Below are 25,438 nucleotides of genomic sequence, written 5' to 3'. Positions count from 1 at the left end.
GCCGGGCACAGGGGGTCGTGCGGAAGGCCTAGCCTCGGCCGGCCGCCTTCTGGCTCTTGCGGGACACCGAGTCGATGACGACGGCGCCGAGCAGAACACCACCGGTGATCATGTACTGGATCGAGGTGTTCATGTTCAGCAGGTCGAGACCGGTCTGGATGGACTGGATGACCAGCATGCCCAGGAGGGCGGACCAGACGGTGCCGCGGCCGCCGAAGAGGCTGGTGCCGCCGATGACGGCCGCCGCGATGGCGAGCATCAGGGTGTTGCCGCCACCGGCGTTGAGCGTCGCGGACGCCGTCACGCCGGCGAAGAACATGCCGCCGACCGCCGCGAACCCGCCGGAGATGGCGAACACGGTGATCCGGACCATCGGCACGTTGATGCCCGCCCGGCGGGCGGCCTCGATGCCGCCGCCGACCGCGAACACCTTGCGGCCGTACGTGGTGCGGCGCAGCACGAAGTCCACGATCACCAGCGTGGCCAGGAAGATCACCAGTGCGTTGGAGACACCCTCGGCGTTGTTCAGCACGGCGGCGGTCACGAAGGACGCGACGGCCAGAGCGCCCACACGCAGCAGGATCTCGCTGGTGGCACGGTGCGGGACGCCCGCGGCCCGGCGCCGGCGCTGCTCACCGAAGTTGCCCACCAGGGACAGCACGACGGCGAGGCCTGCCAGCAGGTAGGCGCCGATGATGGCCTGGTCCATGAAGAAGGAGCTCTTGCCCAGCAGATGCACCGGACCGCTGTCCGACGGGATGTTGATGGTGCCGCTGGAGCCCAGCAGCCACAGCATCAGGCCGTTCCAGCCGAGGAAGCCGGCCAGGGTGACGACGAACGCCGGTACGCCGATCTTCGCGAAGAACCAGCCGTGCAGCGCTCCGATGGCGATGCCGGTCAGGATCGTCAGGACCAGCGAGAGCCAGGGGTTCATGCTGTGGTTCACCACGAACACCGCGAACACCGTGGACGCCAGGCCGCTGACGGAGCCGACGGACAGGTCGATCTCGCCGAGCAGCAGCACGAACACCAGGCCGATGGCGAGCATGCCCGTGGCCGACATGAAGTAGCTGATGTCGGAGAGGTTGCCGGCGCTCAGGAAGCGGTCGTTCTTCAGCTGGAAGATCGTCCAGATGACGATCAGGCCGAGGACGACCGGGATCTGGCCGAGTTCGCCGCCCTTGACCTTGCGCTTGAACTCGGTGACGTAGCCCTTGAGGCCCTCCTCGCGGATCAGCAGCCGCGGGTCGACGACGGAGACGGGCGCGGCCGTCGGGTCGTCGGCGGGCGCGACGGTCGTCTGGTCCTCGACGACGCCCCGGGTCTTGTCGAGCTCGGTGCCCGTCTCGGCGTTGCCGGGCTCTGTGGAGTCGCTCTTCACGGTCTTCGACGTGTCGCTCACTTGGCCGCCTCCGCGGTGCGACGCCCCGCACGACGGGTCACGGCGTTGTCCGTGGCACCGGTGATCGCGGCGATGATCTCTTCGTGGCTGGTGTCCTTCACGGGGAAGGAGCCGTTGTTCTTGCCCAGACGCAGGACGGCGACGGTGTCCGCGACCGCCTTGACGTCGGCCATGTTGTGGCTGATGAGGATGACGCCGAGGTTGCGCTCGCGAAGTCGCTCGACCAGGTCGAGGACCTGCGCCGTCTGCTCGACGCCGAGCGCCGCGGTGGGCTCGTCGAGGATGACGACCTTCGGGTCGCCGATCAGCGCACGGGCGATCGCGACGACCTGCCGCTGACCGCCCGAGAGGCTCGCGATCGGGATGCGCACGCTCGGGATGCGGATGGAGAGCGTGGAGAGCAGCTCGCGGGCGTTCTTCTCCATCGACACCTCGTCGATGACGCCGCGGCGCAGCAGCTCCCGTCCGAGGTACAGGTTGCCGACCACGTCGAGGTTGTCGCACAGCGCGAGGTCCTGGTAGACCGTCGCGACGCCGAGTCCCTGGGCGTCGTGCGGCTTGTCGATGCTGACCGGCCGGCCCTCCCACTCGATGACGCCGTCATCGATGGGGTGGACACCCGCGATCGTCTTGACCAGGGTCGACTTCCCTGCGCCGTTGTCGCCCACCAGGGCGACCACTTCTCCGGCGTGGACCTCCAGCTCGACGTCGGTGAGTGCCTGCACCGCACCGAACCGCTTGGAGATTCCGCGCAACGCCAGCACGGGCGTAGCGGACACGTGAACCATCTCCTTCGCCGCCTGACCGGCGGGGATGCCGCGCGCAAAGACAGGCGCGGAGGGATGTGGCCGACGCCGCGGGGCGACGTCGACGCACGAGGTTTACAAGATGAACATGCGTGAATCCGCTGCGCTTGGCAACGGTCCTCTCGCTGGGGCAACGGTTCCGTCCGACACCCGCCCCGGCAGCGGGGTGTGAAGAGGGGCGGGCGTCGGACAGGTCTCACGGGACCGCGGGGCGGTCGGCGGTCCCGAGGGCCGGTTTCGGGGAGCGGCGCGGTGTGCGGCGCGGTCCGGGCGGGGCCCTCGGGGCCGGGAGCCGTTACTGGAGGCCGGCGGCCTTGCAGGCGGCGGCGTACTCGGCGGTGCAGATGTCGGCGACGGTGTAGAGACCGTCCTTGACGACCGTGTCCTTGATGTTGGCCTTGGTGACCGACACCGGGGTCAGCAGCTGCGAGGGAACCTTGTCGCCGGAGCCGCTGGTGAGCGTCTCGGAGGCGGCGCCCTTGATGTCCTTGCCGTTGAGCAGGTCGACCGCGAGCTGGGCGGCGGCCTCGGCCTCCGGCTTGAAGGCCTTGTAGACGGTGGAGGACTGGGTGCCGGCGACGATGCGCTGGATGCCCGCGAGCTCCGCGTCCTGGCCGGTCAGCGGGATGCCGCTGATCTTCGCGCCCTTGAGGGTGTTGGCGATGCCACCGGCCATGCCGTCGTTGGCGGCGTAGACGCCCGCGATGTTCTTGGCGCCCAGCTGGGTGATGGCGGCGGACATCTTCTGGGCGGCGACGGTGTCCTTCCAGAGGCCGGACTGCTCGTAGGCGATGTCGACCTTGCCGTCGAGGACCTTGTGCGCACCCTGCTTGAACTGGCCGGCGTTCGGGTCGGCGTCGTCACCGTTGATCATGACGATCTTGGAGGTGGGGGTCGCCTTCGCGCCGAGGGCGTCGAGGAGGGCCTGGCCCTGCAGCTCGCCGACCTTGACGTTGTCGAAGGAGACGTAGGCGCTGACCGGGCCCTGGGCGAGACGGTCGTACGCGACGACCTTGACGCCCTTGTCGACCGCGGACTGGATCGAGGACTTGATCGCGGCGGAGTCCTGGGCGGAGATCACGATGACCTTCACGCCCTTGGTGACCATGCTGCTGACCTGCTGCGCCTGCTTGGCCGGGTCGGCCGCGGCGTTGGCGTACTCGAGCTTGCAGTCGGAGCAGAGCGCCTTGACCTTGGCGTCGAAGTACGGCTTGTCGAACTTCTCGTACCGCGCGGTGACGCTGTCGGGAAGCAGCAGGCCGATGGACTTGTCGCCCGAGCTGCTGCTGCCGGAGTCGCTGTCCTTGTCGTCGCCGGCCTTGCCGCACGCGGCAATCGACAGCGCCATGGACACGGCGGTGGCGCCGATCACGACTCTACGCATCGTTGCGTTCATTGGGGTGTGCCTCCCTGACAGGGCCGCAGCGCTGCGGCCGAGGTGGCTCGAAGTCAACTCGGCCGCAAGTTCGGCGTCAAGAAGTAAATACTTAACGAGATGGCAACGGCGTTATTCGTTCTCTAAGTGAAGGCAGGCGTGGCTACAGTCAGCGTGCCGTCCAAAAGGGTCGAATCGCCCATCTCGCTCAGTGCGAGAGCAAGCGCTCCGAGCACCTCGGCACGGCCCCCAAGTGCCCCGGGGAGAACGGAGAGTTGACGCGCCGCACTCGGGATCGCGTAGCGGCCGACGGACTCCCTTATCGGACCGAGCACCAGCTCTCCCGCCTCGGCGAGATCACCGCCCAGGACCACCCGGCTCGGGTTCAGCAGATTGCAGAGATTGGCCACTCCACTGCCGACGTGTCGGCCGACGTCGGCGATCACCCGACGGCAGCCCGGATCTCCGTCCCTGGCCAGCCGCACGACGCCTTCCATCGTCAGATCCGTGCCGTGACTGGACTGCAGGAGCGGGAGCACGTAGCGCGCGGCCGCGAAGGTCTCCAGGCAGCCCCGGTTTCCGCAGCGGCAGACCGGGCCGGACTCGTCAAGTGTAATATGCCCGATTTCTCCTGCGGTCCCGCCGGGTCCGCGGTAGATCTTCCCCTCGATCACCAGACCGGCTCCGACACCGCTGGCGACCTTGATGTAGGCAAGGTCGCGCACGCCCCGGCCGCTGCCCCAGACCATCTCGCCGAGGGCCCCGAGGTTGGCGTCGTTGTCCACGTGCACGGGCACGCCGAGCCGGCCTCTCATCTCCTGTGCGGGCCGGGTGCCGATCCAGCCGGGCAGTATGGCGGACGAACCGAGCGTGCCGGACTCCAGATCGATCGGCCCGGGCACCCCCAGACCGACTCCCGCGATCTTCGCACGGTCCACCCCGGTGGCCTCGATCAACCGGCTGACCAGCTGTTCCGCCCGGTCGAAGCCCTGCGTCGACGAGGCGTCCACGTCCAGCGGCTCGGACTCCTCCGCGAGGACCTGATGGGCCAGGTTGCCCACGGCCACCCGGAGGTGCGTGTGCCCGAAATCGACCCCTATGACGATGCCGGCGTCGCCGCTCAGACTGACGCTGCGGGCCCTTCGTCCACCGGCCGAGGTGGGCGTCACCTCCACCGTGCCGCCGTCCTTCAACTCGCGCACGATGTTGGAGACGGTCGCGGCGGACAGGCCGGTCGCCCGGGCGATCTCCGCCTGTGTGAGGGATCCGGCCAGACGCACGGCGCGTACGACCCGCTCCAGGTTGGCTCGGTGCAGCGACGACTGCGACCCCGGAGTCTCCACGACGACCTCCTGCGCACGGGGCCGCATCATGAAACCCCGTCTATGTCCAACTAGTGAACTCTAAGCTGAGCCGTTCGCGTTGCCTCCCGTCAAGAGGTTGAACAGTATCCGCCCGGTTGCACAGAGACACGGAGTGTGGCGAAACGATCGGTAACGGACGGTACGGACGCGGGCGCGGGGGGTTGCGCACGGGGTCGCGCGAGGGGCGCGCGGAAGTACCAGGGCCAGGGCAGGGGGGCGGGGACCGGCGACCTCCCGGGCGCGGGCGGCCACCGGGTGGGACGGTCCGCCGGTGGCCTCGCGTCCGAACCGGGCGGGCGTGCCGGGCGCGACGGGTGCTTGACGCAGGCCGCGGGGGAACCTTCCGCAGGGCGGCGGGCCCCGGCCGCGTCGGCGCTCGGCGTGGCGGACCGGGCCGCACGCCGACACCCGGCGGGGACGGACTCCGCCCGCGCCCCCGGGCGAAGGCCCGCGAGGTGCTCGCGTGGGCCTCGATCACCCGCGAGGCCCACGCGCCGGCGCGCGCACCGGGGAAGGGGCGGCTCGATGAGTCAAGTGCGCGTTGCCGAGGCGGAGTTGCTGTCATGATGTGGTGACCGACAGCGATCGCCCACCGTGCCGGGCGTCACCCGTGTTCCACGGTGGACGGGCCGTTTCGCGGGAGGCGGGCGGTCCTTCATGAAGGGGGCAGGCGGCGATGGACTTCATCAAGCGGTGCACGGGACTGCTGGCGGGAGCGGCGCTGGGGACGGGAGCCCTGTTCGCGACGGCGACTCCGGCACAGGCATACAGCCCGAACCCGACGTTTCGCGCGTACTACTACGACACCGACGCCTGCCCCTGCAGCGGCGGCAACCTCACGGACCCGTTCGACAACACGTACTTCGCGAACGACGCGGGCGGCTACGCGGTGAAGATGGAGCTCACCGCCTCCGGTTCGTTCGTCGGCAAGGTGGAGTTCCACCCGAACGACGAGAAGCTGTGGGTGTACGACACCGCCAACGACGGGGACACGTACTACGTCCGCGTCAGCTACACCTCCGGCGGCTCGACGCACACCCTGGGCACGTTCAGCCCGCCCGGGACCTCCGCGGTACTCGACTACGAGGTGGAGGACTTCGACCTGCCCGAAGGCGCTTACGTCGACATTTCGGTGTACGACGACGCCGGGCTCACCGACCTCATCGGCGCTGCCCGCGGCGCCGGCGCAGCCATCGCGTAGGACCCGTTCGGGAACCGTGCAAGCGCCTTCGGAACAGTTCCAGGGCAGACCCCGGGCGTGCCGCGCAGGATGGAGGAACCATGCCGACCACCGTGCCCGTTCTGCCGGCGGGGGTCGACCCCGCCTGGCTGCCGCGGGAGGTGTGGCGCCCGCTGGGAACCCGTCGAACGCTGGTGGACGGCTCGGGCCCGCTGGTGGAGACGGTCCATGGTGAGGTGGCCCGGGGATGCGCCCTCTTCGGCGGGGCGGTCGTCCGCGGCACCCGGGGTGCTCGGGATGTTCGGGATGTTCGGGATGTTTCGGACGGATCGTATGATCTCGTGCTGCGTGTGGCGCACGACGGGAGCGCCGGCCGGCACACGGACCCCGCGCTCCTCGCGAACCTGGGCGAGGAGGGATTCGTCCACGGGCGGGCCGACGGTACGACCACGGTCACGGCGACCGGTCGACGGGGCCTGCTGTACGGCCTGTTCCACGTCGTGCGGCTCGGCGAGGACGCCTTCCGGGGCGACCGCACACCCGAGGCGCACCGACCCGCGACGGAACTGCGGATGCTGGACCACTGGGACAACGTGGCCGTGCACCCGGTCATGGGCCAGGTGGAGCGCGGTTACGCGGGCGGCTCGCTGTTCTGGCGGGACGGGTCGGCCGTTGCGGACCTGGAGCGCGTCCGGGGGTACGGCAGGCTGCTGGCCGCCTGCGGGATCAACGCCGTCTCGGTCAACAACGTCAACGTGCACGAGGCCGAGGCGCACCTGCTCACCGACCGTGTCGGCGACGTCGCGCGCATCGCCGACGCGTTGCGCCCCTACGGCGTCCGGACCCATCTGTCGGTGAACTTCGCCTCGCCGGTCCTGCTCGGGGGGCAGGCCTGCGCCGACCCGCTGGACACCGCGGTGCGCGAGTGGTGGGCGCAGGCGGCGCACGGGGTGTACGCGGCCGTCCCGGACTTCGGGGGGTTCGTGGTCAAGGCCGACTCCGAGGGGCAGCCGGGCCCGTTCACCTACGGCCGCTCCCACGCGGACGGGGCGAACATGCTGGCCGCGGCGCTCGCGCCGCACGGGGGCACCGTCCACTGGCGGGCGTTCGTGTACGACCACCGGCAGGACTGGCGGGACCGCTCCTCGGACCGTGCGCGTGCGGCGTACGACCACTTCGCTCCGCTCGACGGGGAGTTCGCGGACAACGCCGTGCTCCAGGTGAAACACGGGCCGATGGACTTCCAGGTGCGCGAGCCGGTCTCGCCGGTGCTCGGCGCGCTGCCTCGCACACGGGTCGCCGTCGAGGTGCAGGCCACGCAGGAGTACACCGGGCAGCAGCGGCACGTGTGCTGGCTCGGGCCGATGTGGAGCGAGGTGCTGCGGTTCCGGCCCGAGGGCGAACACGGTCCGGCAGTGGGCGAGTCGGCTCGGGGCGGCATGGTGGCCGTGTCCAACGTGGGGGACGACCCGTTCTGGACCGGGCATCCGCTGGCGCAGGCGAACCTCTACACCTTCGGGCGGCTGGCCTGGCAGCCGGACGCCGAGCCCCGTCGGATCCTGGACGAGTGGATCGCGCTGACCTTCCCGTCCGCCGCCGAACGCCTGGCGGACGGGCTGCGCACGGTGCTGCACGGCTCGTGGCGGACCTACGAGAAGTACACCGCGCCGCTGGGCGTGGGCTTCATGGTGCAGCCGGGGCATCATTACGGACCCGGCGTCGACGGCTACGAGTACAGCCCCTGGGGGACGTACCACTTCGCGGACCGGGACGGCATCGGTGTCGACCGCAGCGCCGCCACCGGCACCGGGTACGCGGCGCAGTACGCCGAGCCGTGGGCCGAGCTGTACGAGTCGCCCGGCTCCTGTCCGGACGAGTTGCTGCTGTTCTTCCACCACGTGCCGTACGGGCATGTGCTGAACAGCGGGAAGACGGTTGTGCAACACATCTACGACACGCACTTCGAGGGTGTGGCGGAGGCCGAGGAGGCCCGCCGGGTGTGGGCGGGCCTCGCGGACCTGGTCGAACCGGCCCGCCATGCGCGGGTGGCGGAGCGGTACGAGGAGCAGGTGCGCTGCGCACGGGAGTGGCGCGACCAGGTGAACAGTTACTTCCTGCGGAAGTCCGGCGTCGCCGACGAGCGGGGCCGCACGATCTACTGAAGTCGCAGGACGGCCACGCCCCGCGGGTCCAGCACCAGCGCCGCGCCCTGGTCGTGCCGCTTGCCGGTGAGGAGGTCGACGGCCGCAGCGTGCGCGGTGAGGCGGGCCGGTTCGGCGCCGTGGTTGAGCAGGAAGAGAAGGCGGGTGCCGTCCGGGGTGACACGGGTGGCGGTCTCCACCCCGCGGTGGCCGGCATGCGGGCCGATCAGGCCGTGGCGGGCGAGGACGCTGCGGACGACGTGGTCGACGCCGGGCTGGTCGAGTGCCGTCGCCACGTACCAGGCCTGACCGGCACCGTGGACGTTGCGGGTCACGGCCGGGGTGCCGGCGTAGAAGTCCGCCCCGTAGCGGGCCACCGCTTCGGCGCCCCGCAGCCGGACGATCTCGAAGACCAGGCGGGCCCGGGCGGTGAACGCGGTGAACCGCACCGGGTTCTCGACGTCCTCGGGCCGTGCGTCCCATTCGTCGACGCGGATGCCCAGGAGCGGCGCCAGCGGACCGGGGACGTCGGTGAGGAAGGCCCGGTCGTGAACGTCGGAGCGGGCGGTGAGGAAGGTGGCGAGGACGGTTCCGCCGCGCCGGGCCACCTCCTCGAGGCGGGAGGCGAGGTCCGCCTCGACGAGGTGCAGCACCGGGGCGAGGACCACGTCGTACGGCGTGAGGTCGGCGGTCACGGGTACGACGTCCACGTCGGCGCCGGCCTCGCGAGCCGCCTGGTAGTAAGCGTGTACGACGTCCGTGTAGCGGACCAGCCGGGAGGGTCCGTCGGAGATCTCCAGGGCCCACCAGCTGTCCCAGTCGAACAGGAGGGCGGTGCGGGCGGGGGTCCGGCCGCCGAGCGTGGCGGGACCCAGTGTGCGCAGCTCCTCGCCGAGTGAGGCCACCTCACGGAACACCCGGGTGTCGTCGCGGCCCGCGTGGCCGATGACCGCGCCGTGGTACTTCTCGCACGCTCCGCGTGCGGCGCGCAGCTGGAAGTAGAGGGCGGCGTCCGCGCCGTGGGCGACGGCCTGCCACGTGGCGAGCCGGAGTTCGCCGGGGCGGCGCAGGGGGTTGACGTCGCGGCATGCCGTGGTCGACGGGGTCTGTTCCATCAGCCAGAAGGGCGCGCCGCCCTTGAGACCGCGCATCAGGTCGTGGCCCAGTGCCGCCCTGGTGGGCGGGGCGTCCAGGGGCGGGTAGTTGTCCCAGGAGGCGAAGTCCAGGTGGGGCGCCCAGCGGTGGTAGTCGAGGGGACGGTAGGCGCCCATGAGGTTGGTGGTGACCGGTGTGTCCGGGTCGTGGGCGCGGATGGCCTCCTTCTCCGCGGTGAAGCAGCCGAGCAGGGCGTCGGTCATGAAGCGCCGGTAGTCGAGGGTGATGCCCTGGAAGGCCGTGTGGTCGGGGCCGCGCCAGTGCTCGGTGAGCGCGCTCGGGGGCTCGATCTCGTCCCAGTCGGTGAAGCGGTGCGACCAGAACGCGGTCGACCAGGCGTCGTTGAGGGCGTCGAGCGTGTCGTGCCGGGCACGCAGCCAGTCACGGAACGCCTCGGCGCAGCGCTCGCAGTAACAAGCACCTCCGTACTCGTTGTTGACGTGCCAGGCGAGCAAGGCCGGGTGTGCGGCGTACCGTTCGGCGAGGCGGCCGGCCAGTGCCGTGGACAGCCTTCGGTACGCGGTCGAGCTGGGGCAGAAGTTGTGCCGCTGGCCGTAGCGGTGCCTGCGGCCTTCGAAGTCGGTGCGGTTGGCCTCCGGATACCTCTTCGCCAGCCAGGGCGGGAGCGCGGCCGTCCCGGTGGCAAGGCAGACCCGGCGGCCCTCGGTGGCGGCGCGGTCGAGGACCCGGTCCAGCATCGTGAAGTCGTAATCCGTTTCGGTGGTTTGGGTCAGCGACCAGCTGAACACCCCGACGGTGAGGGTGTCGATGCCGGCGAGCGTGAACAGGCGGTGGTCCTCGTCCTGGATCTCCGTCGGCCACTGCTCGGGGTTGTAGTCCCCGCCGTACAAGATTCTGGCGGTGTGCGGGAGTCGGCCGTCCTCTCCGGTGCGGGGCGTGGTCATGCGGTGAAGTCCTCCTGGGTCTCGACGATCATCGGTCGGCTGGACCGCAGCAGGGAGAGCAGCAGCGGAGCGGCCAGCAGCGCGGGCAGGGCCTCCGTGAACAGCGCGGTCATGCCGCCCGTCAGGACGAGCAGGGAGGCCGCGGCCGCGGTGACGCTGCCTCGCCGCAGCAGGAAGTACGCGGCGAGGCGCGCGGTGTCGCGGGCGCGGAACGTGAACAACGAGGTGAGGACGAGCGCGTGAGCCCCCCAGAGGAGCGATGCCACGCCGACCGCCCCGAGCAGTACCGCCCACCAGCCGGGCAGTCCGGTGGCGGCGAAATGCGTGAGCGTGAAGACGATCGCCGTCAGCCAGGCCAGCAGGGGCGCCTCGATGCGCAGCGCGGGCAGCGCGTTGAGACGCCACCCCCGCAGGTAGAGGCGGGCCGGGTGGAGGTCGGTGAGGTCGCTGCTGCGGTGGCGCAGGGCGTAGAGCGCCGCCGAGCAGGCGGGGCCGAGGGGCACCAGGCAGACCGCGGCGAGAGGCAGGTTGGCCGGGTCGGGGCCCAGGAGCAGCAGACCGACGAAGCCGGGGGCGGCCGCCGCGAGGAACAGGGCTTCGACGACGAGGAGGGTGTGCAGCAGGGCGGCGGCGCGGGAGAGGGGGCCGGCGCCGAAGCCGGCGGTACTCACCGGTCCCGTGGGGTTCACCGGTCCCGTGGGGCTGACCGTGCTGGCGGAGCCGACCGTGCCTGCGTGGCTTGTGGGGCTCATGGTGCCGCCCGGCCGAGCAGGCGGTGTTCGTCCCACCACGGCGGCGTCTCGTCGACGACGGGCACGAGTTCGACGAGGGTGATCTCGTGGCGGCCCAGCACGAGGTCCAGCTCGACCCGGCCCTCACGCACGGGAAGCCTGCGGTGACTGCGGGCGGGCTCCGCAGCCTGGTGCAGGACGTCCAGTTGTGCGGGTTTCGGTGAGCGCGGGCTGCCCATGTGCCGCCAGGTTGTGTAAGCGTTTCCGCGCTCCTCGTCGACGCTGGAACGGCGGACGAAGACCTCCTGAGCGTCTCCGGTCGGATGGCCCCCGTCGGCGTCGAGGAACTTTCGCACACCGTTCCTTCTGGTTTCCAGGTCTTGGCGGGCCGCTTCGGATTCGTCGGCTCCACCGGCCCGGACGGTCCCCGGCGCTCCAGCGGACCTTCGGGCCGTGACGGGGAGGGACAGACGCAGCTCGTGGCGGTCGGGGCCCGCGGTTTCGCCGCTCGGGTCGACGGGCGCCCAGGCCAGGACCGTGACCCGGCCGTCGGGGTGCCGGGTGACCAGGTGGTCGTCACCGCGGGCGAGCAGGTCGGAACCCGTCCGGGCCATGAAGGCGTACAGGTGGTACGTGGGTTTCCTGACCTGCCGGTGGGTGAGCAGCCCGAAGCCGCCGTGGAACAGGCCTGTGGGGACGCCGGTCTCCTCGAACATGTCGCTGAACGTCCAGTACGAGAAGGAGTCCGCCAGGTCACCGCCGTGCGCGAGGACCGGGGCCAGGTAGGCGGCGTGGAACGCGGTGTCGTGGACGGGGTTGTCCGGGCGGTACGAGGAGTTGAACTCGGTGATGTGCACCGGCAGGCCGGCCAGCCGGGTGCCCTTGAGGCGCTCGCGCGGCGTGGCGAACTGATCGAGCAGGTGCGCCGCGGGAGCCAGCGTCTGGTGGACGCCGAACGGGACGTGCTGCGCGGGCCCTGAGCTGTAGGCGTGCTTCGACACGAAGTCGACGGGGACCTCGCGGTGTTCCGCGAACTCCGCAAAGCGTTCCAGCCAGTCGTCGGCCCCCGGGGAGATCGCCGGACCACCGACCTGCAGACCGGAGTCCACGTCCTTCACCGTGTGCGCGGTCACCTCGTAGAGGCGGTGGTAGGCCTTCTCGTCGGCGCCCTGCCAGAAGTCGGGCAGGTTGGGCTCGTTCCACACCTCGATCGGCCAGGTGCGGACCTCCTCGACGCCATAGCACTCCACGAGGTGAACGACGACCGCACGCACCAGGTCCGCCCACTCGCGGTACGAGCGGGGCGGGGTGACGTTGCCGCGCCACCAGAAGACCGTCTGGGGCCCGGAGGCCAGGTCCTGCGGCATGAAACCGAGTTCGACGAAAGGACGCAGACCGGCTTCGAGATAGGCGTCGACGACCTGATCGACGTAGGTGAAGGCGTGATGGACACGTCGAGCGCCCGCGTGCTCGTACGGCCGGTACACGCCCATCCCGTCACTGAGCAGGCCGTGGCCGCGGATGTACCGGAACCCGATCTCGCGCTGTATCAGGGCGAGGGAGTCCTGGTAGTCGCGGCGCAGGGCGAGTTCGATGCGGCCGGTGCCGACACAGTGACGCCAGGCATCGGTGTGCCGGCCCACGGGCTCCTCGGGTACCCGGATCATGACCTCTCCCTCGCGAACCGCTCACGCGCCTTGTTGTGAAGCCCGACGAGGCGGCCCATGTTCTTGCCCTTGAGCTCGCTCACGTAGTCGTCCCATTCGGACAGCGGACGCTTGCCGAGGGCGAACTTGAGGGTGTTCTGGGTGACGTGGTCCCTCAGCGGCGTGTCCCAGAGGGAGGCCTGCTCCTGCTCCACGGACTGCAGCGGGTGAGCCGGCCCGACGGGCAGTTGCTCGCGTTGTGACATCGCGTCCTGGAACGTTTTCTCGTCCGGGCCGAAGGAGGACGAGACGAGCGCCCAGCTGCCGCCGTAGGTGAACACGCCGTTGAAGAAGCCGTAGTCCTTCTGCAGGTCCTTCGGGGCGTTCGGGTCCGAGCCCATGAGACTGATCCCGGGCCCGGGCCTGTACTGCCCGTCGGCGTAGGTGTAGGTGGAGCCCTGCACACCCCATTTGGCGAAGCGCTGCCCCTCGTCCGAGTACCACAGCCAGTCGACGAACTGCATCATCGCGACGAAGGTGTCGCTCTTGAGGGCCTTGGTGGAGATCATGAGCCCGTTCTCCAGCCGGGCCCCGCCCAGCACCACCGGTCCGGCCGGACCGAGCGGCACCGGGATCATCTCGATCTTCGCTCCCTTGACCTGCTTCGCCAGGTTGTAGCGGTAGCTCTGGACCAGCTCCTGCGGGTTGGCACTGATCGCGAAGGACTTCTGGCCCAGTAGTTTCTGCAACGCGTCGTCGTCGGTCTGGGTGAAGCTCTCCGGGTCCATCAGTTTCTCGGCGACCAGTTTCCTCAGGTACTCGACCATCTGGCGGTAGCCGTCCGTCGCGCCGGTGAAGACGAATGCGTCCTTCTTGGCGTCGAAACTGATGTTGTCGTAGGTCCAGCCAGCCCGCACGCCGAAGGACTGGCCGAGGTAGCTGCACAGCGCGGCCGCGGGAAACGGCGTGTTGGTGCTCCATCGGTCGGAGAAGGGGTACCGGTCCGGGTACTCGGACCTGATCGCCTTGAAGACGTCGTACACCTCGTCCCAGGTGGTGGGCAGGGTCAGTCCGAGCTTGCCCAGGACGTCGGTACGGAGCGACAGTGAGTAACCGGACTTGACCTTTTCGTGCAGGCCGGGCAGGAGGTAGTACTTGCCGTCGGACTGCCGGATCGAGTCGAGCTCCGGCTCCAGCTTCCATTTTCTGACCTTGTCGCGGAAGTTGGGCATGAGATGCGTGTACTCGCTGACCGGGAGAATCGCGCCCGACGAGACGAAGGCGACCTCCGAGGGGTGATACGTCTTGGGAATCAGGAACGGTGCGTCGCCTGCACCGATGAGGACGCTGCGTTTCTTCTCGTAGTCGCTCAACGGGACGGCGATCGGCTTCAGGGTGACACCGGTGCGCCGGGTCAGTTCGTTCCAGAACAGCCAGCCGTCCTTCATCGGATAGACCGGGTTGTTGTTGTGCAGAAGAGAGAACGACAGCGGTTTCGACGCTTTGAACTGCTCGCCGGCGCGGTACTCCTTCATCGCACCGTTCTGCTTCTTGGCAAGGTCCTTGCCGTCCTCGCCCTCGTCGCCGCTCCCGCAGCCGGTGAGCGAAGCGAGGCCGACGAGGCCCGCGGCCGCGAGGACTTGACGTCGGGACAACTGACCGGCGTTCTTCACGGGTGCTCCTTTGTTCCGTAGGAGGTACGGATCTCAGCCCTTGACCGCGCCGAGCATCACGCCCGAGACGAAGAAGCGCTGGACGAACGGGTATACGCAGAGGATCGGCAGCGAGGTCAGCACGATCGTGACCGCCTGGATGTTCGCCCCGACCTGGCTCAGCTGTTCCGTGGCGGCACCGGCGTTTCCCCCTGTGGTGGCCCCCGCGATGAGGTTGCGCAGATAGACGGTGACCGGCATGAGCTCGGTGCGGTCCATGTAGAGGTAGGCCGAGAACCAGGAGTTCCAGAAGGACACCGAGTAGAAGAGGACCATCGTCGCGATGACGGCCTTGGAGAGCGGTAACACGATCCTGAGCAGGATTCCGTACGTGCTCAGCCCGTCGATCTCGGCTGCTTCCTCGAGTTCGGCCGGAAGACTCTCGAAGAAGGCTTTCATCACCAGCAGGTTGAAGACGCTGATCGCGTTCGGCAGGGCGATGGCCCACACGGAGTTCTTCAGTCCGAGACTGGTGACCAGGACGTAGTTGGGGATGAGGCCGCCCGTGAAGAACATGGTGAACACCGACACGCCGACGAGCAACCCGCGCCCCTTGAGATTTCGCTTCGACAGGACGTAGGCGTAACACGTGGTCAGAACCATGGCGATCACCGTGGAGACCACCGTGTAGAAGACGGTGTTGCCGTAGTTTCGCCAGAACATCGTGTCCTGGAAAACGATTCTGTAGGTGGTGAGGTTGAACCCTTTGGGCCACAGGGCCACTTCGCCGGCCCGGATGTGCTCTTCACCGCTGAAGGACCGGGCGATGATGTTGACGAAGGGGTACAGGGTCACCAGGACGACAAGGGTGAGAATCACTCCGTTGACGCCTTGGAACACGCGGTAACCGCGCGTCGGCTGGCTCACGGAGGTGCGCGGACGCCGTGTACGAGGCGTCAGAAGGTTCACCACAGGCTCGTCCCGACGGTGCGGCGCGACAGCTGGTTCGCACTCGTGATCAGGACAAGGCCGATGACCGCTTCGAACAGGCCGATCGCGGCGGCGTAGCTGAAGCTGTTGGACTCGACGCCAGCGCGGTAGAGGTAGGTGGAGACCACGTCGGCCGTCGGATAGGTCAGGGGGTTGTAGAGCAGCAGGACCTTCTCGAATCCGACCGCCATGAACGTGCCGATGTTGAGGATCAGCAGCGTGATCATGGTGGGGCGGATTCCGGGCAGTGTGACATGCCAGATCTGCCGCCAGCGGCTCGCGCCGTCGATGCGGGCGGCCTCGTAGAGGTCCTCGTCGATCGTGGTGAGCGCGGCGAGGTAGAGGATCGTGCCCCAGCCGGCGGTCTGCCAGATCTCCGACCCGACGTAGACGGTCCGGAACCAGCCCGGCTCCTGGATGAACCGCACCGGCTCGTGGCCGAGCAGACCCACGGCATGGTTCACCGGACCGTCGGTGGCCAGCATCTGCAGGGTGATGCCCGCGACTATCACGATCGACAGGAAGTGCGGAAGGTACGAAACCGATTGCACGAACCGCCGCAGGGAACGCCGGCGCACCTCGTTGAGCAGCAAGGCCAGGACGAGCGGCAGCGGGAAACAGAACAGCAGCGTCAGCCCGCCGAGCCACAGGGTGTTGCGGAAGACCTGCCAGAAGGTGGGATCGGTCAGGAACATCCGCACATACCGCAGCCCGACCCACTGCTCCCCCAGGATCGAACCGCCCGGCTCGAAGCGGCGGAAGGCGATCACGTTGCCGACCATCGGCAGGTAACGGAAGACCAGGAAGAACAGCAGGGGCAGGACGGCCAGCGAGTACAGCTGCCAGTCGCGGCGCCACGCCCTCCGCCAGCCGCGGCGCGTGGCGGGACGCGGGGAGCCGCGCAGGGTCGTCGCAGAAGGGTCCTGGGTGTCGGGGGGTGGGGCCGATGTGGTGGAGGTGCTCATGCTCGGGCCTCCCGGGGCGTTCTCGAAACACTCGGATCTCAATGCGTGATCTCGAAACTTTCGTGCCCTTACCGGTAACTCTGCGGAAACGTACGGGGTGCCGGAAAGCGCTGTCAATGGGTGCTGCACGGCGGACCGATGGGATGTCCTGTGGCGTTGAATCCCCTGCGGGTCGGGGTAGGTCCGGTGGGAGCGCAGTGCACTGAGTGCTACCGTTCTTCGCAAATTTCTGGATGACCAGCGCAACAATCGTTGGCCCACCCCCTGTGAGGTGCCCTCGTGCCTGCGTTCGACCTGCCGTTACCGGATCTGGAGCGCCATCGCCCCGAACCCGACGAGCCCGCCGACTTCGACGCGTACTGGGCTGTCACCCTGAAGGAAGCCGCGCAGCGGGACCCGCTGGTGTCGGTACGACCAGTCGAAACCGGTCTCCGACTGACGCGGACCTGGGACGTGACGTTCCGGGGTTACGCGGGCGACCCGATCCGGGCCTGGTTCAGCCTCCCGGCCGACGCACGGAAACCGTTGCCGGCAGTCGTCGAGTATGTCGGCTACGGACGCGGACGCGGCCTCCCTCACGAGCGGCTGACCTGGGTGAACGCGGGCCACGCACACCTGTTGATGGACAACCGCGGCCAGGGCGACCAGTACGGCAGCGGAGGCGACACCCCCGACCCGCACACCGTCCTGTCCGGCGGTCCCGGGCCGGCCGTCCGCGGCCTTCTGTCCCCGCCGGACTACCACTACCGTCGCCTGATCACCGACGCGGTGCGCGCAGTGGCGGCAGTGCGTTCGCTGCCCGGCGTCGACCCGGTGCGCACCGCCGCCGTCGGCAACAGTCAGGGCGGCGGGCTGGCTCTGGCGGTCGCGGGCCTGGTTCATGACCTGGCCGCCGTCCTCGTCACGGCTCCGTTCCTGTGCGGGATCCGGCGGTCGCTGGAGCTCACGGACGCAGGGCCGTACGGCGAGATCGCCGCCTACCTCTCCGTCCGCCGCGGCAGCGAGGAAACCGCCTACCGAACCCTTTCCTATGTGGAGGGCGTGTCCTTCGCGCGGCGTGCGCAGGCCCCCGCCCACTTCGGCACGGGCCTGCGGGACACGGTCTGCCCGCCGAGCGGGGTGTACGCGGCGTTCAACCGGTACGGCGAACTGAGCGGCGGCGTGCATCCCCACAAGGAGATCCACGCCTATCCGTTCAATGGACACGAAGGGGGTGAGGCGGAGCAGGTGCGACGACAACTGGTCTGGCTGGATTCTCAGTTGGCCGGCTGATCGCCGTCCGACCGCGGTGCCCCGCCGGTCACCTCCGCAGCGTTCGGCTCCCGCCGGGAGCGGCGGTGCCGGTCACCCGGGACCGTCGGATGCGGGCGCGGTTCGCCGGTGTCGGCATGGTCGGCGCGCGCCGCCTCCGACTCCTCGACCCGGGTGAACCGGAGAGGGCCGGTGGGCTCGTCGAGCAGTAACCGAGCCCCGGCTCTCTCACCGGACGGACGAGCTCGATCCGCCGCCGCTGCCCGTACGACAACTCGGTTTCGTGTGCGTCGGGTCGGCTCGGATCCAACAGCCCCGGGCAGCAGCCGGTCGGACTGTTCACCGCGGTCGCCAGGACGTCCGTCGGCGAAGGCGGCAAGCACCGTGAATGCCGGCTGCCACGCCGGAGTCCTCCCGTCACAGTCGGGCGGCGACGGCCCGCCCCACCCTGCGGGGCACGCCCGCTCCGCCTGCCGGCAGGCTCACCGTGCCGTGTTCGGACGCAGCTCGCCCGGCCCTGGACGCACAGCAAGGTGCTTTCGCCCGCCCCGCAAGACCCGGCACCGAGCAGCCGTTCCTCGGAGCCGAAACCCGAGCCGAGCCCACCCGAGCCGAGCCCACCCGACCCGACCCGAGCTGCAACTCCACTACGTCCGGTCGACGCCCCGCGTCCACCTCGCCGAACTGCGCGAACACGCCCGTGGGCGCTCCGGCGCACGGGCGGTCGCGCAGGCGGTCGGGCAGGCGGTCGGGCCCGTACGCGGTCAGGCCCGCGGTGTCGGAGCCGGTGGGCGCGGCTCACCCGCCCGCCGGCTCCGATCGGAGCGGCCTGCTGGAGCGGCTCCGGGTCAACCGACTCTGCAGGGGAGGCTCGTGGCGCTGTCACCTCCCGCCCCAGAGACCACGTATCCGAATGTCGCGCTCTGGCCCGGATTCAACGAGCCGTTCCAGTCGGCGTTGTGGACCATCGCCGACTGCCCGTTGTAGGTCGCGTTGCCGCTCCAGAGGCTCACCACCGACTGACCTGCGGGCAGCGTCCAGTCGACCATCCAGCCGAGCATCGGGACGTCACCCGAGTTGGTGACGGTCACCTCCGACTGGTAGCCGCCGTTCCAGCTGTTGGTGGTTCTGCGGGACGCCGTGCAGGTGCCGGGAACCGGCTCGCCGGGGTTGCCGGGTTCGTGGATGCCGGTCACCTCACCGTTCCCGCCGTCGAAGACGACGTCGGAGCAGGAGTAGAAGGTCTCGGCACTGTCGGAACGCTGCCAGACCATGTAGATGATGTGGCGGCCGGACTTGTTGGCCGGAAGCTGACCGGTCCAGGAGTAGTTGGCCTCGACCGTGCCGGGGCTTCCGTGGAGGGGCGGGTGGTCGACGGAGAGGAAGGGCTGGTCCTCGATGTCGTTCCAGCCGAGCGTCCGGGTCGGGTCGAAGCCGTCCTTGGTGACGTAGGCGTAGAACCAACCCGGATGCGCCGCCCAGGCGTTGTAGGCGAAGTCGACGGTCGCACCCGAGGTGAGGTGGGTGAGCGGCCAGTCGTTGCGGGCCGCGTTGAAACCGGTGAAGTTGGTGTTGCCGCCGCTGCACAACTGACCGTCCGGCACGAAGCCGCGGGTGCGGCCCGCTCCGTCGGAACGCAGCACCGAGAACCAGTTGTAGAACGGTGTGGTACCGCTTACCTGTTGCGCGTTCTTGCAGGCCGGATTGATGGGCTTGATCTCACCGGTGTTGGTCAGCGCGTCCTGCCAGCACAGGAAAGTGCGGCTGGCGGGTTTCATGGGTGTCCCATGGGCCTGGGCCTCACCGCCGGCGGTCACGATCAGACCGAGTGCGGGGACCGTGGCCACCAGGGCCAGGAGGACGAGGAGAAGGGCTCGGGTGCGTACACGCGACTTCGCGCACGCCTCCGATAATGACGTGATCATGACAGTCTTCATGCTCGATGAGTCCGCCTTCCGTGTACGGACCGTGCATACATGGGTGCACGGCGGATGCGGGGACGGGTGACGCGGTTCGACAGGGGCCCCAGGACGTTGCGCGCCGGACGCAGCGCCGCCCTGGCATGCCGGCTGCGCGAAGCGGGAGCGTCCCGGCTCGACCCGACAGGTTCCGGTCCGCCGGAGCGAACAATATGGGAGCGCTCCCACTCCACCTGTGGCGGAAGATAGCGCTGCGCGGACCACTTGTAAACGGTGTCGCACAGCGTTTCCGTATACGTAGAGCCATTTCAGGCGAGTTGAACCGCTGGGTGTCGGAGAAGTCGGCGGTCCAGGCCGCCGTCCGGAGTCAGAAGACCGACCCTTGTACCAGCGCCTGCCCGGCCCGGCCAGGCCCGGCCAGGCCGGCCCGGGCCTCCGGACCGTGCCGCCCGCCCAGCCCCGGTGGTGCCCCGTCGGGAGCGCTCCGGCGGTGACCCTGCCGGAACACCCGCGCTGTAGCTACCTCGTGAGATCGGCTGCTTCGTCGAGTCGCGTCAGCTTGTGCGGGTTGGATGTCGCGTAGATGCGGGTGATGCGGCCGCTCTCGATCACGAGGCTGACCGTGGCCTCTGCGGTGTCGGATGCCATCCTGATCGCGGGGGCTCCGTTGAGACATACCGTCGTGGTGTCGAAGGCGGCCCGGTCGGTGGCGGCGAGCATCGCCGCCACGAGTTCGGCCCCGCGGACGGGGGCCTCAGCGGCGGCCGTGATCCCCCCTCCGTCGGCGATGAGGACCACCTCCGGTGCCATGATCTGCAAGAGGTCGTGGATGCGCCCGGTGTGCAGCGCGGCGGCGAAACGGTCCACGACGGCCCTGTGCTCCGACCGGCTCACCTTGACGCGTGGCTGCCGGGCGGCCACGTGGTCCCGGGCCCGCCGGGCAACCTGCCGGACCGCGGCGGGGGTCCTGCCCACGGCTTCGGCGACCTCGTCGTACGGCATGTCGAAGACCTCGCGGAGCACGAACACCGCGCGTTCCACCGGTCCTAGCGTCTCCAGGACGGTCAGCATCGCGATGGAGACGTTTTCCGCGAGTTCGACGTCGTCGGCCACGTCGGGGTGGGTCAGCAGTGGCTCGGGCAACCACTCGCCCACATAGTCCTCGCGGCGGCGTGCGAGGGTGCGCATGCGGTTGAGTGCCTGACGGGTGACGGCTCGGACGAGGTACGCCCGCGGGGCGCGGATCTGCGACCGTTCGACGTCGGCCCACCGCAGCCAGGTCTCCTGCAGCACGTCCTCCGCGTCGGCCGCGGAGCCGAGCATCTCGTAGGCGACGGTGAAGAGCAGGCTGCGGTGGGCGACGAACGGGTCCGCCGTCATGCCGTGGACTCTGCGCGGGACGTCGCCGGGCGCTTGGCCAACGGGATCACGCAGGCGTCGGAGAAGCCCTGCGAGCTGACCCCGTTCGCCACATTCGCCCTTGTCGCCAGGTTGACGTAGGCGATGAACGCGGTGAGTTCCACCATCGCCCCGGTCCCGAGCCGCTCGAGGAGGGCGGCGTACTGTTCGTCGGTGACGGTCGGCGGCGTGTTGGTCATCGCCTCGGCATACCCCATGACGTCGCGCTCCAGCGTCGTGAACACATCAGCCTCCCGCCAGCGCGGCACCTGGCTCGCCCTGGCCGGATCCAGGTTCTCGTTCTGCGCCTGGAAATAGCCGACGTCCAGACACCAGCTGCAGCCGACCTGCGACGCGACAGCCATGTGCGCAAACGATTTCAGGCCCGCCTCGACGGCCTCCCACGCCCCCACCCTGGCACCGAGCTCCAGGTTGTCCTGTGCCACCCGGGGACTGTGCCACAGCACTTCGACGTTCTCGGGCACGGCGCCCAGCTGCTTGATCATGTTCTCCTTGAGCTCGGCGGGCAGCTCGGCCTTCGGCAGGCGCAGTGTCATGGTCTCTCTCCTCGTCACACGTCCCTACGGAATGTCCGGCATGAAGACACCGGCCGGCCCACGGGTGTGACACCGGCCGCCGTCCCGGCGAGCCCCGGCGGCCGTCCGCGTGGTGTGTCTCGGCGTGGGCCCGTCTGCTCGTTTCCGCAACGGCCGTGGACAGCGCGCCGGTGAGCACTGGCTCGTCGACGACGAGGACGCGGACGCCGCCGTTTCGGAAGCCGGGGCGCCGGTCGGGTCCGGATTCCGTTCCGCCCCGGACGGCTGAGGAAACCCCGTGTCCCCCAGGAATCCGGGTGTCCCACCAGGGAGTCGCTCATGGTCCGGGACGGACAAGGTGAACGAAGGCGCCTCGGTCACCGGGGACACGGCGAAGGGCCGCACCCCCGTCACCGGGGATGCGGCCCTCGAGCACCATGTCGCACGCGTTCCGTCGGCTGTTTCTTTTGCCGTCCGCTCGCTGTGCTTGTTGCCGACGGATCGGATGACCGAAACGCCTGCCGTGCGGGTTACTTGCGGATCAGGCTGCGCAGCACGTACTGCATGATGCCGCCGTTGCGGTAGTAGTCGGCCTCACCGGGGGTGTCGATGCGGACGACCGCGTCGAACTCGACGCCCGTGTCGGTGGTGACCTTGACCGTGCGCGGCGTGGTGCCGTTGTTGAGCTCCTCGACGCCGGTGAAGGAGAAGGTCTCCTCGCCGGTCAGACCGAGGGACTCGGCAGAGGCGCCCTCCGGGTACTGCAGCGGGAGCACGCCCATGCCGATGAGGTTCGAGCGGTGGATGCGCTCGTACGACTCGGCGATGACGGCCTTGACGCCGAGCAGCGCGGTGCCCTTGGCGGCCCAGTCGCGGGACGAGCCCGAGCCGTACTCCTTGCCGGCCAGGATGGCCAGCGGGACGCCCTGCTCGATGTAGTTGCGGGAGGCGTCGTAGATGAACGACACCGGACCGCCGTCCTGGGTGAAGTCGCGGGTGTAACCGCCTTCCGTCCCCGGCGCGATCTGGTTGCGCAGGCGGATGTTGGCGAACGTGCCGCGGATCATGACCTCGTGGTTGCCTCGGCGCGAGCCGTAGGAGTTGAAGTCACGACGCTCCACACCGTGCTCGGTGAGGTACTTGCCGGCCGGGGTGTCGGCCTTGATGGCGCCTGCCGGGGAGATGTGGTCGGTGGTGACCGAGTCGCCCAGCTTGGCCAGCACGCGGGCGCCGGTGATGTCGGAGACCGGGGTGGTCTCCATCGTCATGCCCTCGAAGTACGGGGGCTTGCGGACGTAGGTCGACTCGGCGTCCCACTCGAAGGTGTTGCCGGTCGGGATCGGCAGCGCCTGCCACTGGGCGTCGCCCGCGAAGACGTCCTGGTAGGACTTGTTGAACATGTCCTCGCCGATGGCGTTGGCCACGACGTCGTTGACCTCGGCCTCGGAGGGCCAGATGTCCTTGAGGAAGACGGGGTTGCCGTCCTGGTCGATGCCCAGGGCGTCCTTGGTGATGTCCACCTTCATGGAGCCCGCGAGGGCGTACGCGACGACCAGCGGCGGGGAGGCTAGGTAGTTCATCTTGACGTCGGGGTTGATACGGCCCTCGAAGTTCCGGTTGCCGGAGAGGACCGAGGTGACCGCGAGGTCGTGGTCGTTGACGGCCTTGGAGACCTCCTCCGGCAGCGGGCCGGAGTTGCCGATGCAGGTGGTGCAGCCGTAGCCGACGAGGTTGAAGCCGACCTTGTCGAGGTAGGGGGTCAGGCCCGCCTTGTCGAAGTAGTCGGTGACGACCTTCGAGCCCGGGGCGAGGGTGGTCTTGACCCACGGCTTGCGGGTCAGGCCCTTCTCCACGGCCTTCTTCGCGACGAGCGCGGCGGCGACCATGACGTACGGGTTGGAGGTGTTGGTGCAGGAGGTGATGGCCGCGACCGTCACCGCGCCGTGGTCGATCTCGTACGTCGAGCCGTCGGGGGCGGTCACGGTGACCGGGTTGGACGGCGCGCCGTTCGGGGCGACGGCCGGGGCGTCGGAGGCCGGGAAGGACTCCTGGCCCGCCTCGTCCACGCTGTCGACGTAGTTGCGCACGTCGACCTTGAACTGCTCGGCGGCGTTCGCGAGGACGATGCGGTCCTGCGGGCGCTTCGGGCCGGCGATCGAGGGGACGACCGTCGAGAGGTCGAGCTCCAGCTTCTCGGAGAAGTCGGGCTCGGCCTTCGGGTCCAGCCAGAGGCCCTGCTGCTTGGCGTACGCCTCGACGAGCGCGACCTGCTGCTCGGAGCGGCCGGTGAGCTTGAGGTACTTCAGGGTCTCGTCGTCGATCGGGAAGATCGCGGCGGTGGAGCCGAACTCCGGCGACATGTTGCCGATGGTGGCGCGGTTCGCGAGGGAGGTGGCGGCGACGCCCTCACCGTAGAACTCGACGAACTTGCCGACGACGCCGTGCTTGCGCAGCATCTCGGTGATCGTGAGGACGAGGTCCGTGGCGGTGGTGCCGGTGGGCAGCTCGCCGGTGAGCTTGAAGCCGACGACGCGCGGGATGAGCATGGAGACCGGCTGGCCGAGCATCGCGGCCTCGGCCTCGATGCCGCCGACGCCCCAGCCGAGGACGCCGAGACCGTTGACCATGGTGGTGTGCGAGTCGGTGCCGACCAGGGTGTCGGGGTACGCCTGGCCGCCTCGGACCATGACCGTGCGGGCGAGGTGCTCGATGTTCACCTGGTGGACGATGCCGGTGCCCGGCGGGACGACCTTGAAGTCGTCGAAGGCGGTCTGGCCCCAGCGCAGGAACTGGTAGCGCTCCTTGTTGCGGCCGTACTCCAGCTCGACGTTCTGGGCGAAGGCGTCGTTGGTGCCGAACTTGTCGGCGATGACGGAGTGGTCGATGACCAGTTCGGCCGGGGAGAGCGGGTTGACCTTCGCCGGGTCGCCGCCGAGTTCCTTGACGGCCTCACGCATGGTGGCGAGGTCGACGACACAGGGGACGCCGGTGAAGTCCTGCATGATCACGCGGGCCGGCGTGAACTGGATCTCCTGCGACGGCTGGGCCTGCGAGTCCCAGTCGCCGAGGGCACGGATGTGGTCGGCGGTGATGTTCGCGCCGTCCTCGGTACGGAGCAGGTTCTCCAGCAGCACCTTCAGGCTGTACGGAAGGCGAGCCGAGCCTTCCACCTTGTCCAGCCGGAAGATCTCGTACGACTCGTCGCCCACCTGCAGCGTGCTGCGGGCGTCGAAGCTGTTCGCCGACACGACAGTCTCCTTCATTGATGTGCGCGTACCACCGCATCCTGCCGCCACGCGGGCTTGGCCGATCAGCTGAGGTCAGGCTAAGTTAGGCAAGCCTTACTGGCGTGGCGGCTGCGGTGCGCCTCGGCAGATATCTCGATGTCGAGATAACTCTAGTACATGGGCGCGGAATGGTCATGCCCGGGCTCGCCGCCCCTGCCGGGAAATGCGGCACACCGCACCCGGCCGGCCATGGCGGCAGCCGCCGGCAGAGGCGGCAACGAGTCCGACGCCGTCTGCACGCACGCCGCCCGTGATCTCCGCCACGCACCGCACGAAAGGCGTGAAAACCGGCGATTCCCCGCCGCCGGCACGCCGCGCCTCGCCGTGATGCGCCCCCTCGGCCGACCATGGACGCGCGGCGATCAGCCCCTGCACGGCATGGCGGCCGTCGAGGGCGACATGGATCTCCACGGCATCTCGGATACGCGGCAGGCGTGTTGGACGCACGCCGCCCGGCCGCCCCCGGCCATGGGTCCGCCGAGCCGGGGTAGACGTCGACCGACGGACACTTCACGACGAAGGAGGCTCGATGCCCCTCACCTTCCGCAAGAGTTTCCGCATCCTTCCCGGCGTGCGGCTGAACATCAACCGGCACTCCTGGTCGATCACGACCGGCGGCGGCCGGCACGGGCCGCGTCACACGCACAGCAGCACCGGACGCCGTACGACATCGATGGATTTGCCCGGACCTTTCGGATGGCGTCGTACGCGTCGCGCCGGGCGAGGTTGACGGCA

General features: G+C 69.2%; 19 protein-coding genes. 4 read left to right on the top strand and 15 right to left on the bottom strand.

The features are described 5' to 3' along the window. Positions 1–28 precede the first annotated feature (28 nt). The 4 genes from C6376_RS29330 to C6376_RS29315 form a co-directional block, all read right to left on the bottom strand. Positions 29–1,402 carry a sugar ABC transporter permease gene (locus C6376_RS29330; RefSeq protein ID WP_107446164.1) on the bottom strand — a complete coding sequence of 458 codons (1,374 nt, stop codon included), beginning with the start codon at positions 1,400–1,402 and terminating at the stop codon, positions 29–31. Next, positions 1,399–2,190, bottom strand: coding sequence for an ATP-binding cassette domain-containing protein (locus C6376_RS29325; protein ID WP_107446163.1), 792 nt, complete (start codon positions 2,188–2,190; stop codon positions 1,399–1,401). Before C6376_RS29325 ends, C6376_RS29330 begins: the two co-directional genes overlap by 4 nt. A 313-nt stretch (positions 2,191–2,503) precedes the next feature. Next, the gene (locus C6376_RS29320; protein ID WP_107446162.1) at positions 2,504–3,592 is read right to left on the bottom strand and encodes a sugar ABC transporter substrate-binding protein; all 1,089 of its coding nucleotides are present in this window, start codon (positions 3,590–3,592) and stop codon (positions 2,504–2,506) included. Between the two features lie 134 nt (positions 3,593–3,726). Continuing rightward, entirely contained in the window at positions 3,727–4,926 is a 1,200-nt protein-coding gene (locus C6376_RS29315) for an ROK family transcriptional regulator (RefSeq protein ID WP_107446161.1), read from the bottom strand. A gap of 697 nt (positions 4,927–5,623) precedes the next feature. Here C6376_RS29315 and C6376_RS29310 point away from each other — a divergent pair. Then, positions 5,624–6,148 (top strand): hypothetical protein, encoded by a 525-nt coding sequence (locus tag C6376_RS29310; protein WP_107446160.1) that lies wholly within the window; start codon positions 5,624–5,626, stop codon positions 6,146–6,148. Between the two features lie 80 nt (positions 6,149–6,228). Further along, positions 6,229–8,289, top strand: coding sequence for an alpha-glucuronidase (locus C6376_RS29305; protein ID WP_107446159.1), 2,061 nt, complete (start codon positions 6,229–6,231; stop codon positions 8,287–8,289). Here the strand turns inward: C6376_RS29305 and C6376_RS29300 are convergent. Genes C6376_RS29300 through C6376_RS29270 form a run of 6 tightly spaced genes read right to left on the bottom strand, consistent with a single transcriptional unit; the run spans position 8,283 to position 16,312 of the window. Further along, entirely contained in the window at positions 8,283–10,328 is a 2,046-nt protein-coding gene (locus tag C6376_RS29300; protein WP_107446158.1) for a beta-galactosidase, read from the bottom strand. The genes C6376_RS29305 and C6376_RS29300 overlap by 7 nt on opposite strands. Next, positions 10,325–11,080, bottom strand: a complete 756-nt coding sequence (locus tag C6376_RS29295; protein ID WP_254076118.1) for a hypothetical protein — start codon at positions 11,078–11,080, stop codon at positions 10,325–10,327. Before C6376_RS29295 ends, C6376_RS29300 begins: the two co-directional genes overlap by 4 nt. After that, complete coding sequence (locus C6376_RS29285; protein ID WP_254076117.1) at positions 11,077–12,726, bottom strand: xylan 1,4-beta-xylosidase; 1,650 nt, start codon at positions 12,724–12,726, stop codon at positions 11,077–11,079. Before C6376_RS29285 ends, C6376_RS29295 begins: the two co-directional genes overlap by 4 nt. Next, positions 12,723–14,378 (bottom strand): extracellular solute-binding protein, encoded by a 1,656-nt coding sequence (locus C6376_RS29280; protein ID WP_107446157.1) that lies wholly within the window; start codon positions 14,376–14,378, stop codon positions 12,723–12,725. The genes C6376_RS29285 and C6376_RS29280 overlap by 4 nt, the downstream gene beginning before the upstream one ends. A gap of 33 nt (positions 14,379–14,411) precedes the next feature. Continuing rightward, complete coding sequence (locus C6376_RS29275; RefSeq protein ID WP_107449263.1) at positions 14,412–15,284, bottom strand: carbohydrate ABC transporter permease; 873 nt, start codon at positions 15,282–15,284, stop codon at positions 14,412–14,414. A gap of 38 nt (positions 15,285–15,322) precedes the next feature. After that, positions 15,323–16,312: a sugar ABC transporter permease gene (locus tag C6376_RS29270; RefSeq protein WP_107446156.1), complete on the bottom strand. Its 990-nt coding sequence runs from the start codon at positions 16,310–16,312 to the stop codon at positions 15,323–15,325. Positions 16,313–16,591: 279 nt separating this feature from the next. Here C6376_RS29270 and C6376_RS29265 point away from each other — a divergent pair, with 279 nt between their 5' ends. Then, entirely contained in the window at positions 16,592–17,584 is a 993-nt protein-coding gene (locus C6376_RS29265; protein ID WP_107446155.1) for an acetylxylan esterase, read from the top strand. 827 nt (positions 17,585–18,411) lie between these two features. Here the strand turns inward: C6376_RS29265 and C6376_RS29260 are convergent. The 5 genes from C6376_RS29260 to C6376_RS43975 form a co-directional block, all read right to left on the bottom strand. Continuing rightward, a complete protein-coding gene (locus C6376_RS29260) occupies positions 18,412–19,500 on the bottom strand; it encodes a lytic polysaccharide monooxygenase (RefSeq protein WP_254076116.1) in 1,089 nt (362 codons plus the stop codon). Between the two features lie 501 nt (positions 19,501–20,001). Further along, entirely contained in the window at positions 20,002–20,862 is an 861-nt protein-coding gene (locus tag C6376_RS29255; protein ID WP_107446153.1) for an RNA polymerase sigma-70 factor, read from the bottom strand. Next, a complete protein-coding gene (locus C6376_RS29250; RefSeq protein ID WP_107446152.1) occupies positions 20,859–21,437 on the bottom strand; it encodes a carboxymuconolactone decarboxylase family protein in 579 nt (192 codons plus the stop codon). The genes C6376_RS29255 and C6376_RS29250 overlap by 4 nt, the downstream gene beginning before the upstream one ends. A gap of 509 nt (positions 21,438–21,946) precedes the next feature. Then, positions 21,947–24,664 (bottom strand): aconitate hydratase AcnA, encoded by a 2,718-nt coding sequence (gene acnA / locus C6376_RS29245; RefSeq protein WP_107446151.1) that lies wholly within the window; start codon positions 24,662–24,664, stop codon positions 21,947–21,949. 171 nt (positions 24,665–24,835) lie between these two features. After that, on the bottom strand, positions 24,836–25,114 hold the full coding sequence (locus C6376_RS43975) for a hypothetical protein (protein ID WP_159083289.1): 279 nt from the start codon (positions 25,112–25,114) through the stop codon (positions 24,836–24,838). Positions 25,115–25,232: 118 nt separating this feature from the next. Between C6376_RS43975 and C6376_RS29240 the strand changes: the two genes are divergently transcribed. After that, entirely contained in the window at positions 25,233–25,433 is a 201-nt protein-coding gene (locus tag C6376_RS29240) for a DUF4236 domain-containing protein (protein WP_107446150.1), read from the top strand. The last annotated feature ends 5 nt before the right edge of the window (positions 25,434–25,438 follow it).

Origin of the sequence: Streptomyces sp. P3 (assembly GCF_003032475.1) — a bacterium.
Classification (GTDB): domain Bacteria; phylum Actinomycetota; class Actinomycetes; order Streptomycetales; family Streptomycetaceae; genus Streptomyces.
Note: the sequence above shows the minus strand (reverse complement) of the source record. Positions and strands in the feature narration are given on the sequence as shown.

Excerpts from the sequence above, each read along its gene's own strand:
- C6376_RS29325 (WP_107446163.1), bottom strand. The coding sequence starts at position 2,190 with ATGGTTCACGTGTCCGCTACGCCCGTGCTGGCGTTGCGCGGAATCTCC.
- C6376_RS29285 (WP_254076117.1), bottom strand. The coding sequence starts at position 12,726 with ATGATCCGGGTACCCGAGGAGCCCGTGGGCCGGCACACCGATGCCTGG.
- C6376_RS29250 (WP_107446152.1), bottom strand. The coding sequence starts at position 21,437 with ATGACACTGCGCCTGCCGAAGGCCGAGCTGCCCGCCGAGCTCAAGGAG.
- C6376_RS29300 (WP_107446158.1), bottom strand. The coding sequence starts at position 10,328 with ATGACCACGCCCCGCACCGGAGAGGACGGCCGACTCCCGCACACCGCC.
- C6376_RS29305 (WP_107446159.1), top strand. The coding sequence starts at position 6,229 with ATGCCGACCACCGTGCCCGTTCTGCCGGCGGGGGTCGACCCCGCCTGG.
- C6376_RS29310 (WP_107446160.1), top strand. The coding sequence starts at position 5,624 with ATGGACTTCATCAAGCGGTGCACGGGACTGCTGGCGGGAGCGGCGCTG.
- C6376_RS29260 (WP_254076116.1), bottom strand. The coding sequence starts at position 19,500 with ATGAAGACTGTCATGATCACGTCATTATCGGAGGCGTGCGCGAAGTCG.
- C6376_RS29295 (WP_254076118.1), bottom strand. The coding sequence starts at position 11,080 with ATGAGCCCCACAAGCCACGCAGGCACGGTCGGCTCCGCCAGCACGGTC.
- C6376_RS29255 (WP_107446153.1), bottom strand. The coding sequence starts at position 20,862 with ATGACGGCGGACCCGTTCGTCGCCCACCGCAGCCTGCTCTTCACCGTC.
- C6376_RS29240 (WP_107446150.1), top strand. The coding sequence starts at position 25,233 with ATGCCCCTCACCTTCCGCAAGAGTTTCCGCATCCTTCCCGGCGTGCGG.
- C6376_RS29320 (WP_107446162.1), bottom strand. The coding sequence starts at position 3,592 with ATGCGTAGAGTCGTGATCGGCGCCACCGCCGTGTCCATGGCGCTGTCG.
- C6376_RS29270 (WP_107446156.1), bottom strand. The coding sequence starts at position 16,312 with ATGAGCACCTCCACCACATCGGCCCCACCCCCCGACACCCAGGACCCT.